Annotated in this window: 11 protein-coding genes; 9 read left to right on the forward strand and 2 right to left on the reverse strand. The window is 69.9% G+C overall.

Annotation, left to right across the window (positions count from 1 at the left end):
* Positions 1-45: 45 nt before the first annotated feature.
* On the forward strand, positions 46-2,403 hold the full coding sequence (locus AC07PF_RS20980) for an FdhF/YdeP family oxidoreductase (RefSeq protein ID WP_494613131.1): 2,358 nt from the start codon (positions 46-48) through the stop codon (positions 2,401-2,403).
* 26 nt (positions 2,404-2,429) lie between these two features.
* A complete protein-coding gene (locus AC07PF_RS20985; protein WP_494613132.1) occupies positions 2,430-3,551 on the forward strand; it encodes a catalase family protein in 1,122 nt (373 codons plus the stop codon).
* A gap of 11 nt (positions 3,552-3,562) precedes the next feature.
* On the opposite strand, the gene AC07PF_RS20990 is transcribed toward AC07PF_RS20985, so the two are convergent.
* Complete coding sequence (locus AC07PF_RS20990; protein WP_494613133.1) at positions 3,563-4,444, reverse strand: c-type cytochrome; 882 nt, start codon at positions 4,442-4,444, stop codon at positions 3,563-3,565.
* A 59-nt stretch (positions 4,445-4,503) separates the two neighbouring features.
* Between AC07PF_RS20990 and AC07PF_RS20995 the strand changes: the two genes are divergently transcribed.
* From AC07PF_RS20995 to AC07PF_RS21010, 4 genes are all read left to right on the forward strand, one after another.
* Positions 4,504-4,857, forward strand: a complete 354-nt coding sequence (locus AC07PF_RS20995; protein ID WP_494613134.1) for a c-type cytochrome — start codon at positions 4,504-4,506, stop codon at positions 4,855-4,857.
* 12 nt (positions 4,858-4,869) lie between these two features.
* The gene (gene coxB / locus AC07PF_RS21000; RefSeq protein ID WP_494613135.1) at positions 4,870-5,811 is read left to right on the forward strand and encodes a cytochrome c oxidase subunit II; all 942 of its coding nucleotides are present in this window, start codon (positions 4,870-4,872) and stop codon (positions 5,809-5,811) included.
* A gap of 901 nt (positions 5,812-6,712) precedes the next feature.
* The gene (locus tag AC07PF_RS21005) at positions 6,713-9,232 is read left to right on the forward strand and encodes a cbb3-type cytochrome c oxidase subunit I (protein WP_494613137.1); all 2,520 of its coding nucleotides are present in this window, start codon (positions 6,713-6,715) and stop codon (positions 9,230-9,232) included.
* A gap of 65 nt (positions 9,233-9,297) precedes the next feature.
* The gene (locus AC07PF_RS21010) at positions 9,298-9,930 is read left to right on the forward strand and encodes an exopolysaccharide biosynthesis protein (RefSeq protein WP_494613138.1); all 633 of its coding nucleotides are present in this window, start codon (positions 9,298-9,300) and stop codon (positions 9,928-9,930) included.
* On the opposite strand, the gene AC07PF_RS21015 is transcribed toward AC07PF_RS21010, so the two are convergent.
* The gene (locus AC07PF_RS21015; RefSeq protein WP_494613139.1) at positions 9,925-10,737 is read right to left on the reverse strand and encodes a helix-turn-helix domain-containing protein; all 813 of its coding nucleotides are present in this window, start codon (positions 10,735-10,737) and stop codon (positions 9,925-9,927) included. The two genes, AC07PF_RS21010 and AC07PF_RS21015, sit on opposite strands and share 6 nt — an antisense overlap.
* A gap of 158 nt (positions 10,738-10,895) precedes the next feature.
* On the opposite strand from AC07PF_RS21015, the gene AC07PF_RS21020 reads away from it, so the two are divergent.
* From AC07PF_RS21020 to AC07PF_RS21030, 3 genes are read left to right on the forward strand one after another with little or no spacing between them, the layout of a single operon-like run.
* Positions 10,896-12,545: an FAD-dependent oxidoreductase gene (locus AC07PF_RS21020; RefSeq protein WP_494613140.1), complete on the forward strand. Its 1,650-nt coding sequence runs from the start codon at positions 10,896-10,898 to the stop codon at positions 12,543-12,545.
* On the forward strand, positions 12,520-12,726 hold the full coding sequence (locus tag AC07PF_RS21025; protein ID WP_494613141.1) for a DUF2783 domain-containing protein: 207 nt from the start codon (positions 12,520-12,522) through the stop codon (positions 12,724-12,726). Before AC07PF_RS21020 ends, AC07PF_RS21025 begins: the two co-directional genes overlap by 26 nt.
* A 27-nt stretch (positions 12,727-12,753) precedes the next feature.
* A complete protein-coding gene (locus AC07PF_RS21030) occupies positions 12,754-13,719 on the forward strand; it encodes an MBL fold metallo-hydrolase (RefSeq protein WP_494607921.1) in 966 nt (321 codons plus the stop codon).
* Positions 13,720-13,735 lie beyond the last annotated feature (16 nt).

A 13,735-nucleotide genomic window follows, 5' to 3' on the forward strand; every position in this document is an offset into this window, starting at 1 on the left:
CGCGGCTGACCTGCTGGCCTGGGCCCGGCACGGACAGTGGGGTGCATGCACGCCCCTCCCGCCAGCCCGCCAGGCAAGCCAGACCACGACCTTCCTGAGCCCATCCCTCCCTATGGCCAGCCTGCGGGCGGCTGGGGTTCGCTCAAGGCCGTCACCGTGAGCCTGGTGCGCGAGGGCGCCGTGCTGCGCACCGCCAATGCACTGCGCCAGCAGAACAAGCACGGTGGCTTTGCCTGCGTGAGCTGTGCCTGGGCCAAGCCCGCCAAGCCGCACCTGGCCGAGTTCTGCGAGAACGGCGCCAAGGCCACTGCCTGGGAGCTGACCGACAAGCGCGCGGGCGCGGACTTCTTTGCCTCGCACACGGTGACCGAACTGCGCGGTTGGAGCGACCATGCACTGGAAGGCCAGGGCCGCTTGGTGGACCCGCTGCGCTACGACGCCGCCAGCGACCGCTACGTACCCACCACCTGGGAGGAGGCCTTCGCCGCCATCGGCAGCAGCCTGCAGGCGCTGCGGGCCCAGGACCCGCAATCGGCGGTGTTCTACGCCTCGGGCCGCGCATCGCTGGAGACGAGTTACATGTACCAGCTGCTGGCGCGGCTGTACGGCAACAACAACCTGCCCGACAGCTCCAACATGTGCCACGAGAGCACCTCGGTGGCGCTGCCCGAGACCATCGGCGTGCCCGTGGGCACGGTGCGTCTCGACGACTTCGAGCAGGCCGACGCGATCTTCTTCTTTGGCCAGAACGTGGGCGTGAACAGCCCGCGCATGCTGCACCAGCTGCAGGCCGTGCGCGAGCGCGGCGTGCCCATAGTCACCTTCAACCCCATGAAGGAGGTGGGGCTGGTGCATTTCGCCAACCCCCAGTCCCCGCGCGAGATGCTGAGCACCGCCGAGACGGTGATCAGCACCCAGTACCTGCAGGTGCGCAACGGCGGCGACATCGCGGCCATCGGCGGCATGTGCAAGTGGCTGATCGAGGCCGACGACGCTGCCCGCATGGCCGGCGCGCCGCGCGTGCTGGACGTGGACTTCATCGCCCGCCACACCCAGGGCCTGGAAGCCTTCGCCCCGGCCATGCGCAGCCTGTCGTGGGACGACATCGAGCGCGAAAGCGGGCTGCCGCGTGCCGCGCTGGAGCAGGCGGCGCGCACCTATGCCTCTGCCAACGCGGTGATCGGCATCTACGGCATGGGCCTCACCCAGCACCGCGAGGGCGTGGCCAACGTGCAGATGGTGAGCAACCTGTTGCTGCTGCGCGGCAACATCGGCAAGCCCGGGGCCGGCATCTGCCCGGTGCGCGGGCATTCCAACGTGCAGGGCCAGCGCACCGTGGGCATCACCGAGAAGCCCGGGTTGGCGCCGCTCGACAAGCTGGCAGAGCTCTACCACTTCGAGCCGCCGCGCGAGAAGGGCCGCAACACCGTGGCCACCTGCGAGGGCGTGCTCGATGGCTCGGTGCGGGCCTTCATCGGCCTGGGCGGCAACTTCGTGCGCGCCGCGCCCGATACGCGCCGGCTCGAAGAGGCCTGGCGCCGCATGCCGCTCACGGTGCACGTGGCCACGCGGCTCAACTACACGCATGTGCTGCCCGGCCACGAGGCCTGGCTGCTGCCCTGCCTGGGCCGCATCGAGGTGGACGCGCAGGCCACGGGCCCGCAGACCGTGTCGGTGGAGGATTCGACCGGGTGCTTTCACGCCTCCCAGGGCGTGGCCGACCCCGCGGCCAGCAGCCTGCGGTCAGAAGCGGCCATCGTTGCCGGCATCGCCCAGGCCACGCTGGCGCCCAACCCGCATGTGCCCTGGGAGCGCTGGGTGGGCGACTATGCGCTGGTGCGCGACGCCATCGAGGCCACCTGGCCCGAGGTGTTCGCGGGCTTCAACCAGGGCCTGTACGCCCCCGGCGGCATGCCCCGGCCCAACCCCGCGCGCGAGCGGGTGTGGAAGACCCCAAGCGGAAAGGCCTGCTTCATGCTGCCGCCGCCCATCGCCGCGGCAGGCCCTGACGCCTCGGTGCTGCGCCTGATGACGGTGCGCAGCGACGACCAGTTCAACACCACCGTCTACAGCCTGGACGACCGCTTTCGCAACGTGTGGGGCAGCCGCATGGTGCTGCTCATGCACCCCGAGGACATGGCCGAGCGCGGCCTGGCCGAAGGCGCACCGGTGCTCGCCACCACCGCATTGGGCGCGGGCGAGGACGACGGCCATGCCCGCCAGGTGGCGGGCCTGCGCGCGCTGCCCTACGACCTGCCGCGTGGCTCGGTGGCCGGCTACTTTCCCGAATGCAACCCGCTGCTGCCCTTGTCGCACCACGCGAAGAAGAGCCACGTGCCCGCCGGCAAGTGCATCCCCATCCGGGTCACGCTGGCCGAAGCGGCCACCGTTGCTCCCACATGACCGACCGCCCACGAAAGCACCCACCCATGTCCACCCCCACGCTTCCCACGCCCCTGGCCTACACGCCCGACTGCGAGTTCCAGGAGGAGGACGAGGCGCAGACCACCGCCGAGCTGGTGGAGACGCTGCGCGGCATCAGCGAGAAGGTGGCGGCCGACGAAGGCCGCGCTTTTCGCAGCGTGCATGCCAAGAGCCACGGCATCCTGCACGGCAGCATCGACATCCCGGCGCTGCCGCCCGTGCTGGCCCAGGGCCTGTTCGCCACACCGGGCAGCCACCCGGTGGTGATGCGCCTGTCGAGCACGCCCGGGGACCTGCTCAATGATGCGGTATCGACCCCGCGCGGCCTGGCCCTCAAGGTGCTGGAGGTCGACGGCTTGCCTCTGGACCCGGCCGACGGCGCGCGCAGCCAGGACTTCCTGATGGTCAATGGCCCGGTGTTCAGCGCGCCCACGGCGCGCAAGTTCCTCAAAAGCCTGAAGCTCTTGGCCGCCACCACCGACAAGGCGCCCGCCGCCAAGGCCCTGCTGTCGGCCGCGCTGCGTGGGTTGGAAGCGGTGGTGGAGAAAGCCGGCGGTGAAAGCGCCACGCTCAAGGCCCTGGGCGGGCACCCGGCGACGAACCCGCTGGGCGAGAGCTACTTCACCCAGGTGCCGGTGCTGTTCGGGCCGTACATGGCCAAGCTATCGCTGGTGCCCGTGTCGCCCGAACTGGTGGCCCTGCACGGCGCGCCCGTGGATCTGGCGGACAGGCCGCACGCGCTGCGCGATGCCGTGTCCGGCCACTTCGCGCAGACTGGTGGCGTGTGGGAGCTGCGCGCCCAGCTGTGCACGGACCTGGAAAAAATGCCCATCGAGGATGCCTCGGTGCAGTGGCCTGAGGACCTGTCGCCCTTTGTCACCGTGGCACGCATCACGGTGCCGGCCCAGTCCGCGTGGGACGATGCGACGTCGCCCGACGAGGACAACCAGCTCGCCTTCAGCCCCTGGCACGGCCTGGCCGAGCACCGGCCCCTGGGCTCCATCATGAGCGTGCGCCGCCGCGCGTATGCCATGGCCTCGCAGTTCCGCCACGCTTACAACGCGGCGGTGGCCGATCCTGAATCGGCCCACAAGTTCGGCGTAGCGCCCGTGGCGCCGTCGCCATGACAGCGCAGGTGCTATTTCAACTCCGCCAGGTAGGCGGCGATGTGCCGCGCATCGGCTGGGCTCACGCCCATGGCCGGCATGGCCGTGCCGGGCTTCACGGCCCCGGGCTCGCGCAGCCAGCGCTCCAGGTTCTCTGCGGTGTGGGGCAGCACGCCTGCGATATTGGTGCGCGCCGCAAAGCCCGCGAGCGAAGGGCCCACATGCACCTCGGGCCCCGTCACGCCGGGGATCATGTGGCAGGCGTTGCAGGCATGCTGGTACAGGGCCTGGCGGCCCAGCACGGCATTGCCCATGGCGGGCGGAGCAGCGGCCATGCGCGCTGCGCCGCAGGTGGCAATGCTGCCCGTGCGGCGTGCGCCGTCGACTTCCTCCACCGTGATCTGGCGGAACGCGGCCACGTCCAGATCGGGCAGGCGCTGCAAAAAGGCCACGGTGGACCACAGCTCTTCCTCGTCCATCCGGTGCTCCCAGGCGGGCATGCCGCTCATGCGGATGCCGTGGCGCGTCAGCCAGTACATCTCCTTGGCGCTCCAGCGCCGGGCTGCATCCACCAGTGGGCCGGGCAGGGGCTGCATGCTCTTGCCGATGTCACCCTGCGCCACACCGGGGCCGCCGTGGCACTGCAGGCACTGGTCGCGGTAGCAGCCCGCGCCGCGCAGCACCATGGTGTCGTCGAAGGGCGGCGGCTCGTCCACGCCGGTGCGCGCGCGCAGCTTGACCGACTGGTGCATGGCGGTTTCGAGCAACTGGTACACGGGCTTGAAGTGCTGCTCGCTCGCGGCCACGTTGTACAGGCCCAGGTAGACCGTGGCGAAGCCGGCCGCTGCCGCCAGCACGGCCATGGCGAGCAGGGTGGCGAATATGGTGGCGTAGACGGTCCTTCGGTGGGGCATCGGTTCATTATGTGGGCCTGCCGTGTGGCGGCATGTAGGACGCGGGGATGCGGCATTCCATGAAGCGCTTGATCGGAGCCCTGGCCTGCGCGATGGCATGGCCCGTGGCGGCCTGGGGCGCTGGCCAGGCCCTGGGCGATGCGCGGCGCGGCGCAATGCTGATCGCGCAGTACCAGTGCGGCGCCTGCCATGCCATTCCCGGCATCCCCAGCGCGCGCGGCAAGGAGGGGCCGGCGCTGGCTTCCTACGGCCTGCGCAGCTACATCGCCGGCCGCGTGCCCAACCGGCCCGACCTGCTGGCGCGCTGGATCGCGCAGCCCTCGGCCCTGGTGCCATCGACCACCATGCCCGACATGGGGGTGCCCGAGCAGGACGCACGCGACATGGCGGCCTGGTTGGGCGAGCAGCGCTGAGGCATGGTTAGCATGACCACGTCACCCACCCTGGTCCCCGTGCTGTCGCCCGCCGGCCCGGCCGCGCAGGCCATTGCCGAGATCAGCTGGGTGCTGGTCATCGGGGCCACGGTGCTCTTCGTGGGCACCATGGCGCTGCTGGCCTGGGCGTTGGTGCGCCGACGGCGTGATGGTGAGGTGGTGCTGCGCCCCCTGTGGTGGCTGGCCGGTGGCGGCCTGGTGCTGCCCGTGCTGGTGCTCACGGCGCTGTTCTTCTACAGCCTGCACTGCGCCCCGCCCTGGAAGGCCGTGCCGCCGGCCGATGCGCTGGTGGTCTCGGTCACGGGTCGCATGTGGTGGTGGGAGATCCGCTACCGCGACCCGGTGAGTGGCGCCGACATCGTGACCGCCAACGAGCTGCGCCTGCCCGTGGGGCGGCCGGTGTACCTGGGCCTGTCGAGCGTGGAGGTGATCCACAGCCTGTGGATCCCGGAGCTCGGGGGCAAGATGGACATGGTGCCGGGGCGGGTGAACCATTTGCTGCTGCAGGCGTCGCGGGCGGGGGTGTACCGGGGGCAGTGCGCTGAATTTTGCGGAGAGGCGCATGCGCGGATGGCCTTGCATGCGGTGGCGATGCCGCAGGCGGATTTCGATGCCTGGCTGGCGGGGCAGGCGCGGCCGGCGGATGCACCGGCTGCGCTGCAGGCGGGGAGGGCGGTGTTCGAGGGGCAGAAGTGTTTTGTCTGCCATACCGTGCGGGGTGTGGCTGAGGGTTCTCGTTTGGGGCCGGATCTGACGCATGTGGGGAGCCGGTTGTTCGTTGCTTCGGGGACTTTGAGGAACGGGCCTGTGGAGATGAAGCAGTGGCTGTCGCAGGTGCATGAGGTCAAGCCGGGGGCGCGGATGCCTTCTTATGCGCGGTTGTCGCAGGGGGAGATGGATGCGTTGGTGCAGTGGTTGGGGGCGTTGAAATGATGTGGTTGTTGGATGGGCTTTGGTTTTGCTGGGTGCATGCTTCGGTTGATGGCGGAGGCCGGGATGTGCGCCCGGCAGCGCGGCTGGTTTTGCTGGCATGCCTTTGCCGAGGGCGGGAGCCGGGTCTCGGCCCGGCGGCCGAGGTACCTTTCTTTGCTTCGCCAAAGAAACGTACCCCAAAGAAAGGCGACCCCGCTGCCCGTGTCCCCCCTCGCCCGGTGGGCGAGGGGGGCAGCCTGCGATGCTCGGTCCTGGGGTGTGCCGCAGAACTCGCTGCGTTCTTCGAACTCCGCTCAGACAGCTGCGGCAAGCTAGACAACGATGCGCGTGTCCTTCGGCACGCGCTCACCCCAGGCCCTGCGCTTCTCGGCACGGTCAGAAGGGGGTGGGAGCGGGCTCCACACGGGCCATTGCTTCGCTCGGCCCGGTGCGCCGTCGCTACGCTCGGCCTGGGCCGGGCGACTGCGCCCAGCCCGTCGGCAGCGCGCATCGCGCGCGTCACCGACCCCAGGCGCAGCTGCGAAGCAGCAGCCGTCTTTGACCCCGCTCCCCACCCCTGCTGGCTGCGACGAGAAGCGCAGGAGCTGGGGTGGGTGCATGTGCCGCAGGACACATGCACTTCGTCATCTGGCTCGTCGATGCTGTCTGAGCGCAGTTCGAAGAACGCAGCGAGTTCATCGACGTCCACCCCAGATTCGAGCTTCGCAGGTTGCCCCCGCTCGCCCGACAGGGCGAGCGGGGGACGCAGACTGGGGGTCGCCTTCTCTTTGGTGACTTTCTCTTGGCGACGCAGGAGAAAGTTACTGCGCCGCCGGGCGCACATCCCGGCCCCCGCACTCAACCAAGGCACAAAGCAACCACAGAAAAACGGCCATAGCACAGGGCAACCACGGGGAACACCATGACAGAAGCCCCTCCAGCCCTCAACCCCTTACCCCGCCCCCCAGGCGAACGCGAGGCCCTGGAGCGCGCCTGGCAACCTCCACCCAAAGGCTGGCGAAGACTCTCCGCCGTCAACAACACCCATGTCGGCCTCTTCTACATAGCCACCGCCCTGATGTTCTTCATCCTCGCCGGCGTGCTGGGCCTGATCATGCGCGCCCAACTGGCCGTGCCCCAGGCCGGCCTGGTATCGGCCGCCACCTACAACCAGATCTTCACCATGCACGGCACGGTGATGATGTTCCTCTTCGCCGTGCCCGTGGTCGAAGCCATGGCCGTGTACCTGCTGCCCGGCATGCTGGGCACGCGCGACATGCCGTTCCCGCGCCTCTCGGCCTATGGCTTCTGGGCCTATGCCATCGGCGGCACCGTGTTCTTCGGCACCATCTTCTTCGGCGCCTCGCCCGACGGTGGCTGGTTCATGTACCCGCCGCTCACGGGCAAGGAGCATTCGCCCGGGGTGGGGGCCGACTGGTGGCTGCTGGGCATCGGCTTCATCGAGATATCGGCCATCGCCGGGGCTATCGAGATCATCATCGGCATCCTTTTCACGCGCGCGCCGGGCATGACCTTGATGCGCATGCCCATCTACGCCTGGGCCATGCTGGTCACGGCGCTGATGATCGTGTTCGCGTTCCCGGCCATCATCGCGGGCACGCTGCTGCTGGAGATGGAGCGTGCGTTCGACTGGCCCTTCTTCATCCCCGCGCGCGGGGGCGATCCGGTGCTGTGGCAGCACCTGTTCTGGTTTTTCGGCCATCCCGAGGTGTACATCATTTTCCTGCCCGCCGCAGGCATGGTGTCGATGATGGTGCCGGCGCTGGCGCGCACGCCCATCGTGGGCTACCGCTGGGTGGTGGCCGCGCTGCTGGGCGTGGGCCTTCTCAGCTTTGCGCTGTGGGTGCACCACATGTTCACGGCCGGGCTGGGCTCGTTCACCATGCACTTGGTGTCGGCCGCAAGCTTTGCCGTGGCCGTGCCCAGCGCGGTACAGGTGTTCGCGTGGATCGCCACCTTCTGGCGCGGGCGTGTGGAGGCCAACACGCCCACGCTGTTCCTCGTAGGTTTCCACGCCATCTTCGTGCTGGGCGGGCTCACGGGCATCATGGTGGCGGTGCTGCCCTTCGACTGGCAGGTGCACGACACCTATTTCATCGTGGCCCACCTGCACTACGTGCTGATCGGGGGCATGGTGTTCCCGGTGTTCGCGGGGCTGTACTACTGGCTGCCGCTGATCAATGGCCACCGCATGTCCGAGAGCCTGGGGCGCTGGGTGTTCGGCCTCATGTTCGGCGGCTTCAACCTGGCCTTCTTTCCCATGCACATCGCCGGGCTCATGGGCATGCCGCGCCGGGTGTACACCTACGACGCGGGCCTGGGCTGGGAGTGGCCCAACCTGCTGTCCAGCGCCGGGGCCTTCGTCTTCGCGCTCGGTGTGGTGCTGTGCTTCTTCGACCTGGTGCGCACATTTCTGCGCGAAGACTGGCCGCCCGCAAACCCCTGGAACGCGCCCACGCTCGAATGGGCCTCGGGCGGCGAATACGGGCTGCGCAGCATACCGCCCGTGGGCTCGCGCGAGCCGCTGTGGCAGCACCCAGGCCTGCGCGATGCTGCCGAGCAGGGCGCCTACTGGCTGCCGCGCACCATTTTCGGCGGGCGCGAGTCGCTGATCACCAGCCCGGTCGATGCGACGCCGCGCCAGCTGTTGCTGCTGCCCGGCGACGGCTGGTCGCCCTTCATCGCGGCGGCGGGCACGGCCGGGTTCTTTCTGCTGCTCACGGTATCGATGGTGGTGCCCGCCGTGCTGTGCGGCCTGGTCGCCCTGGTGGCCATGGTGGTCTGGCTCTGGCAGTCCGACCGGCCCGTGGCCGCGCCAGAGGCCGAGGTGGCCGAGGGCGTGTTTCTGCCCACGCGCCGGGTGGGGCGCCACTCGCACTCGTGGTGGGCCGTGGTGGTGCTGCTGTGCGTGGACGCCAGCGTGTTCGCTTCGGCCACCTTTGCCCACCTGCATGTCTCCATGGCAGCCGATGTCTGCCCGCCACCGGGCGCTGCCTTGCCGCAGACCGGCTGGCCGCTCGCATCGGGCGCGCTGCTCCTGGTCGGGTCGGCCGCGCTGTGGCTGGCCCAGCGGTCCTTCTCGCAGGCCACAGGCCAGGCCTGGCTGCGTGTGGCCACCGTGTTGGCCATGGCCTGCGCCGGTGGTGCCATCGCGCTGGAGTTCACCGGCCACCTGCAGGCGGGCCTGTACCCGCGTGCCGATGCCTGGAGCGCCACCGTCGCCGCGCTGCTCGGCTGGCAGGCGATGCACGTGGGCATTCTCGCCATCATGGGTGCCTATCTGCTGGCGCGCTCGCTGTCCGGGCACCTGCAGCAGGGCGCGCGCGCCACGCTCGACAACACGGTGCTGTTCTGGCACTACGTGACGGTGCAGGGCATCGCCGGGGCGCTCATCGTGCAGGTGCTGCCGTCGTTGATGTGAGGGTCCCACCTGCAGATGCGGTGCTGTCTGGCACGCACGGCCTTGCACGGTGCGCATGCTGAGGCATGACCATTTCCGTTGCAAGCCGTTCCGTCGCACCGTCCCCATCCGCTGGCGGTCAGCAGCCCGATACCCTGGGCGAAATCCTCGACGAATTCGACGCCCTGGCCCAGAGCCACGGGCGGGTGGCTGTGGCCGACCTGGTCGACGCCGTGGGCCCGCGCAGCTACGGGCCGTTTCTCCTGGTACCGGCGCTGATCGAGATATCGCCCCTGGGGGGCATTCCCGGCGTGCCCACGGCCCTGGCCGTGGTGGTGGTGCTGTTTGCGGCGCAGATGCTCAGCGGCCGCAAGCGCCTGTGGATGCCCGCGTGGGTGGCCCGGCGCGACGTGGCCGCGGCCAGGATGAAGCGCCTGGTGGCCGGCGCACGCCCCATGGCCACGCGCCTGGACCGCTGGTTCCACGGCCGCTTGCGCTGGCTGACCTCGGGCCTGGGGATGCGCCTGGCGGCACTGGCCTGCATCGCGCTGGCCTGCATGGTGCCGCCGCTGGAGCTGTTTCCGTTTGCCAGCTCGGTGCCCATGGGCGCGATTGCGCTGATCGGCCTGGCTCTGCTGGTGCGCGACGGCGCGCTGATGATCGTGGCCTCGCTGCTGGCCTGCGGTGCCACGGGGCTGCTCATCGCAACCCTGCTATGACAGCTGCCGCAGGCCCAGGGATGCGGGCCTGCGCTCGGGCGGGCGACCCAAGGCCAGAAACTCCCGCAGGCTGCCCACGCCGAGCTTGGAGAAAATGCGCTCCTTGTAGGTGACGATGGTCGAGGGCGACAGGGCCATCTTGCGGCCGATTTCCTTGGCGGTGCATCCCTCCATCAGCCATTCAGCGGTGGAGCGCTCGCGCGGGGACAGGGCACTCCAGGGATCACACTCCACCTCTTTTTCCTCCTCCTGCGGAAACGCCAGTTCGTCGTGCCGGCAGGCCAGGCCCATGAGGGTGCTGCCGTACTGGCCGAGCAGCGTGGCGGCATGTCCCATGTCGAGCGGCACCCGCGAGAAGTAGAAGTTCAGGTAGCAGCGGTGGCCGCCCTGCAGGCCCAGCAGCGACACCTTGCCCGTGAACCCGGGCTCGTCGAACAGCACGCGCCGGTACTCTGCATCGCCGATGCCCGTGGGCGACATGCCCAGCAGGCGCAGGTCGGCGCCGCTGCGCGCGGGCGCCTCGGGTGTGCTGCCATCGCGCACCAGCGGGTAGTTGGGGTCGCGCCGGTACAGGTGCTTGACGTAGATGTCGGTGGTGGAGTCGATCAGCGGCTGGTTGCACACGCTGGCCGCCGCCGCATGGCGGATGCGGCCCTCGGGGTCGTAGCTCAGGTGGCTGAAGTGGTCGGCGCCCAGCACCGCGTGGATGCCTTCGAGCAGGCGGGCATGAAAACGCGGCCTGCCGATGTCCGCCACGCATTGCCCCAGCCAGGCATCGCGCGTCGCTAGCGCGGTTGTGCAATCCATTGTCTTGTCTCCTGTGCGCTCTGCCTTGCGTGGGGTGCGCAGGCGCGCTTTCCTGAAATGATGCCACAGACCATGGCCGCACGCATGTCCCCCTGCGAGGGGACAGACAGGGGACACGGTGCTTTCGAGAATGGCAGCTCAGTCAACGCCGAGATGCCATGCACGTCCTGCCCCGCTACCCCTACCGCCGCCCGCCCGAACTGGACGGGCGCCCTCAAGATCCCCGCCCCGCCGTGGTCATCGGCGGTGGCCTGACCGGCCTGTCGCTGGCCCTGGACCTGGCGCGCCGCGGCGTGCCCGTGCTGGTGCTCGACGACGACGATACCGTGGGCGTGCGCGGCCTGGCCTCGCGCGGCATGTGCTGGGCGCAGCGCACGCTGGACATTTTCGAGCGCCTGGGCGTCGCCGGGCGCATCACCGCCAAGGGCGTGGCCTGGAACGTGGCGCGCGTGCTGGCCAGGGACCAGCCCGTCACCTCCTACACCCTGCAGGACCAGCCCGACCTGCGCCACAACGGCTTTGCCAACCTGCAGCAGTACTACGTGGAGCAGTACCTGGTCGAGGCGCTGCAGGCCGAGCCGCTGGCCGAAGTGCGCTGGCTCAACAAGGTCGAGCACATGGCCCCCCACCAGGGCGGCGTGCGCCTCACCGTGGGCACCCCCGATGGGCCTTATGAACTGGACGCGCAGTGGGCCGTGGCCTGTGACGGGGCCTCCAGCCCCAGCCGCGCTGCGCTGGGCCTGGCGCCCGTGGTGCATGACCGCACCGAAGATCGCTGGATCATCATCGACATCACGGTGCCTGGCTGCGACTGGGCCCAGGAGCGCTGGACCTGGCTGGACGCCTCGGCCAACGGCGGGCGCGCGGTCTGGCGCCACAAGATGGCCGACGACACCTGGCGGCTCGATTTCCAACTGCGCGAAGACGAGGACGCCGTGGCCGCCGCCACGCCCGAGGCCATGCGCCGCCGCGTGCACGCCCTGTTCGGTGACGACCTGGTGTTCGAGATCGCCTGGTCCGGCGTCTGGGCCTACCGGCACGAATGCCTGGCCGACCTGCGCGCCGGCCGCGTGCTGTTTGCCGGCGATGCCGCCCACCTGGTTGCGCCGTTTGGCGCGCGCGGCGGCAATGGCGGCGTGCAGGACGCAGACAACTTGGCCTGGAAGCTGGCCCTGGTACTGAACCATGGCGCCGACGAGGCGCTGCTCGACACCTATTCCACCGAGCGCAAGCAGGGGGCCTTCGAGAACATCCGCCAGGCGCGGCGCTCCTCGCGCTTCGTGCACCCGCAGGGCCACGCCTCGGCCCGGCTCTGGCGCGAGGCCATCATCTCCATGGCGCCAGAGCTGCCCTGGGCCGCACGCTGCATCAACACCGGCCGCTTGTCGGCCCCGTGCCGCTACACCGATTCGCCGCTGCTGGCCACCGATGCCGGGGCGGGTGCCGCGCTGCCCGACGTGCGCCTGGGCGGCACCAGCCTGCACCACCTGCTGGGCCCCTGGTTCACCCTGCTGGTGTTTGGCGACCGGCTGCCGCGTGCGCTGGCCTCGGTGCAGCCCCCGCTGCTGGCGGTGGTGCTGGTGTCCCCGGCCTGCGATGGGCAGGGCCGCGCGGCGCTGCTGCGCCAGCTCGGGGTGGGGGCGGACAGCGGCGAGTGCTGGCTTGTGCGGCCCGACCAGCATGTCGCCACCCGCCAGGCCCACCTGCAGCCGGCGCTGGTGCCGGCCCTGCTGGCCGCCGCCCTCACACCCCTTCCCACCGATCCACCACCCGCCCTTGCCCATGACCTGCACGCAACAACAGCTTGACGACGTACTGGAGTTCCTGATCGCGCTGACCGACGCCGCTACCCCCGCCGTGCAGAGCGATCTGCTCGCCCGCCTGGTGCTGGCGCTCGCGGCCGAGGTGGACGACGCCGCGCGGCTGCAGGCCGCCATCGCCAGCGTGGCCCGCTCCGCCGGCCGCAGCCTGCAACCCGCACTCCCTTGAATTTCCTCCTTTGAATCGAAAGAACGCATGAGCCATTCCCCCGCATTCGCTTCGCAGGCCGACCTGGCCGAGAAGAAGACCAGCTTCACCCAGCTGTCCGCCAACGCCTGGGCCTACACCGCCGAGGGCGACCCCAACTCCGGCGTGATCATCGGCGACGACAGCGTGATGGTCATCGATGCCACCGCCACCCCGGTGATGGCCGCGGCCCTGGTGCGCCGCATCCGCGAGGTGACCGACCTGCCCATCCGCCACGTGGTGCTCACCCACTACCACGCCGTGCGGGTGCTGGGCGCCGCCGGCTTTGTGCCCGAGGGGGCCGTCAACGTGATCGCCAGCCGGGCCACGCGCGACCTGATCGTGGAGCGCGGGGCCGAGGACATGGCCTCGGAGATCGGCCGCTTCCCGCGGCTGTTCCAGGCCCAGGAGAGCATTCCCGGCCTGACCTGGCCAACCATCGTGTTCGACAAGGAGCTGACCCTGCACCTGGGCAGCCTCGAAGTGCAGTTGCTGCACCTGGGCGCCGGCCATACCAGCGGCGACTCCATCGTCTGGATCCCCTCGCAGGGCATCGTCTTCTCGGGCGACCTGGTGGAGTTCAATGCCGGCGTCTACACCGGCGACGCGCATTTGGCGGCCTGGCCGGCCACGCTCGACCGCCTGGCCGCCCTGAAGCCCGAGCAGCTCGTGCCCGGCCGCGGCCCGGCGCTGCGCACGGCGGCCGACAGCCTGAACGCCATCGCCTACACGCGCGATTGGGTGCAGACCCTGCTGCAGTGCGCGCGCGACGGGGTGGCCGCGGGCCACACGTTGCAGCAGGTCTATGCCGACACGCGGCGGGTGATGGACCCCGTGTTCGGCCAGGTCTTCATCTACGAGCACTGCATTCCCTTCGACGTCTCGCGCGCCTACGACGAAGCCCGGGGCATTGCCAACCCGCGCATCTGGACCGACGTGCGTGACCGCGAGATGTGGGCCGCCATCCAGTCCTGAAACCAACGATTCCCCC

Source organism: Acidovorax sp. GW821-FHT10A04, assembly GCF_059415825.1.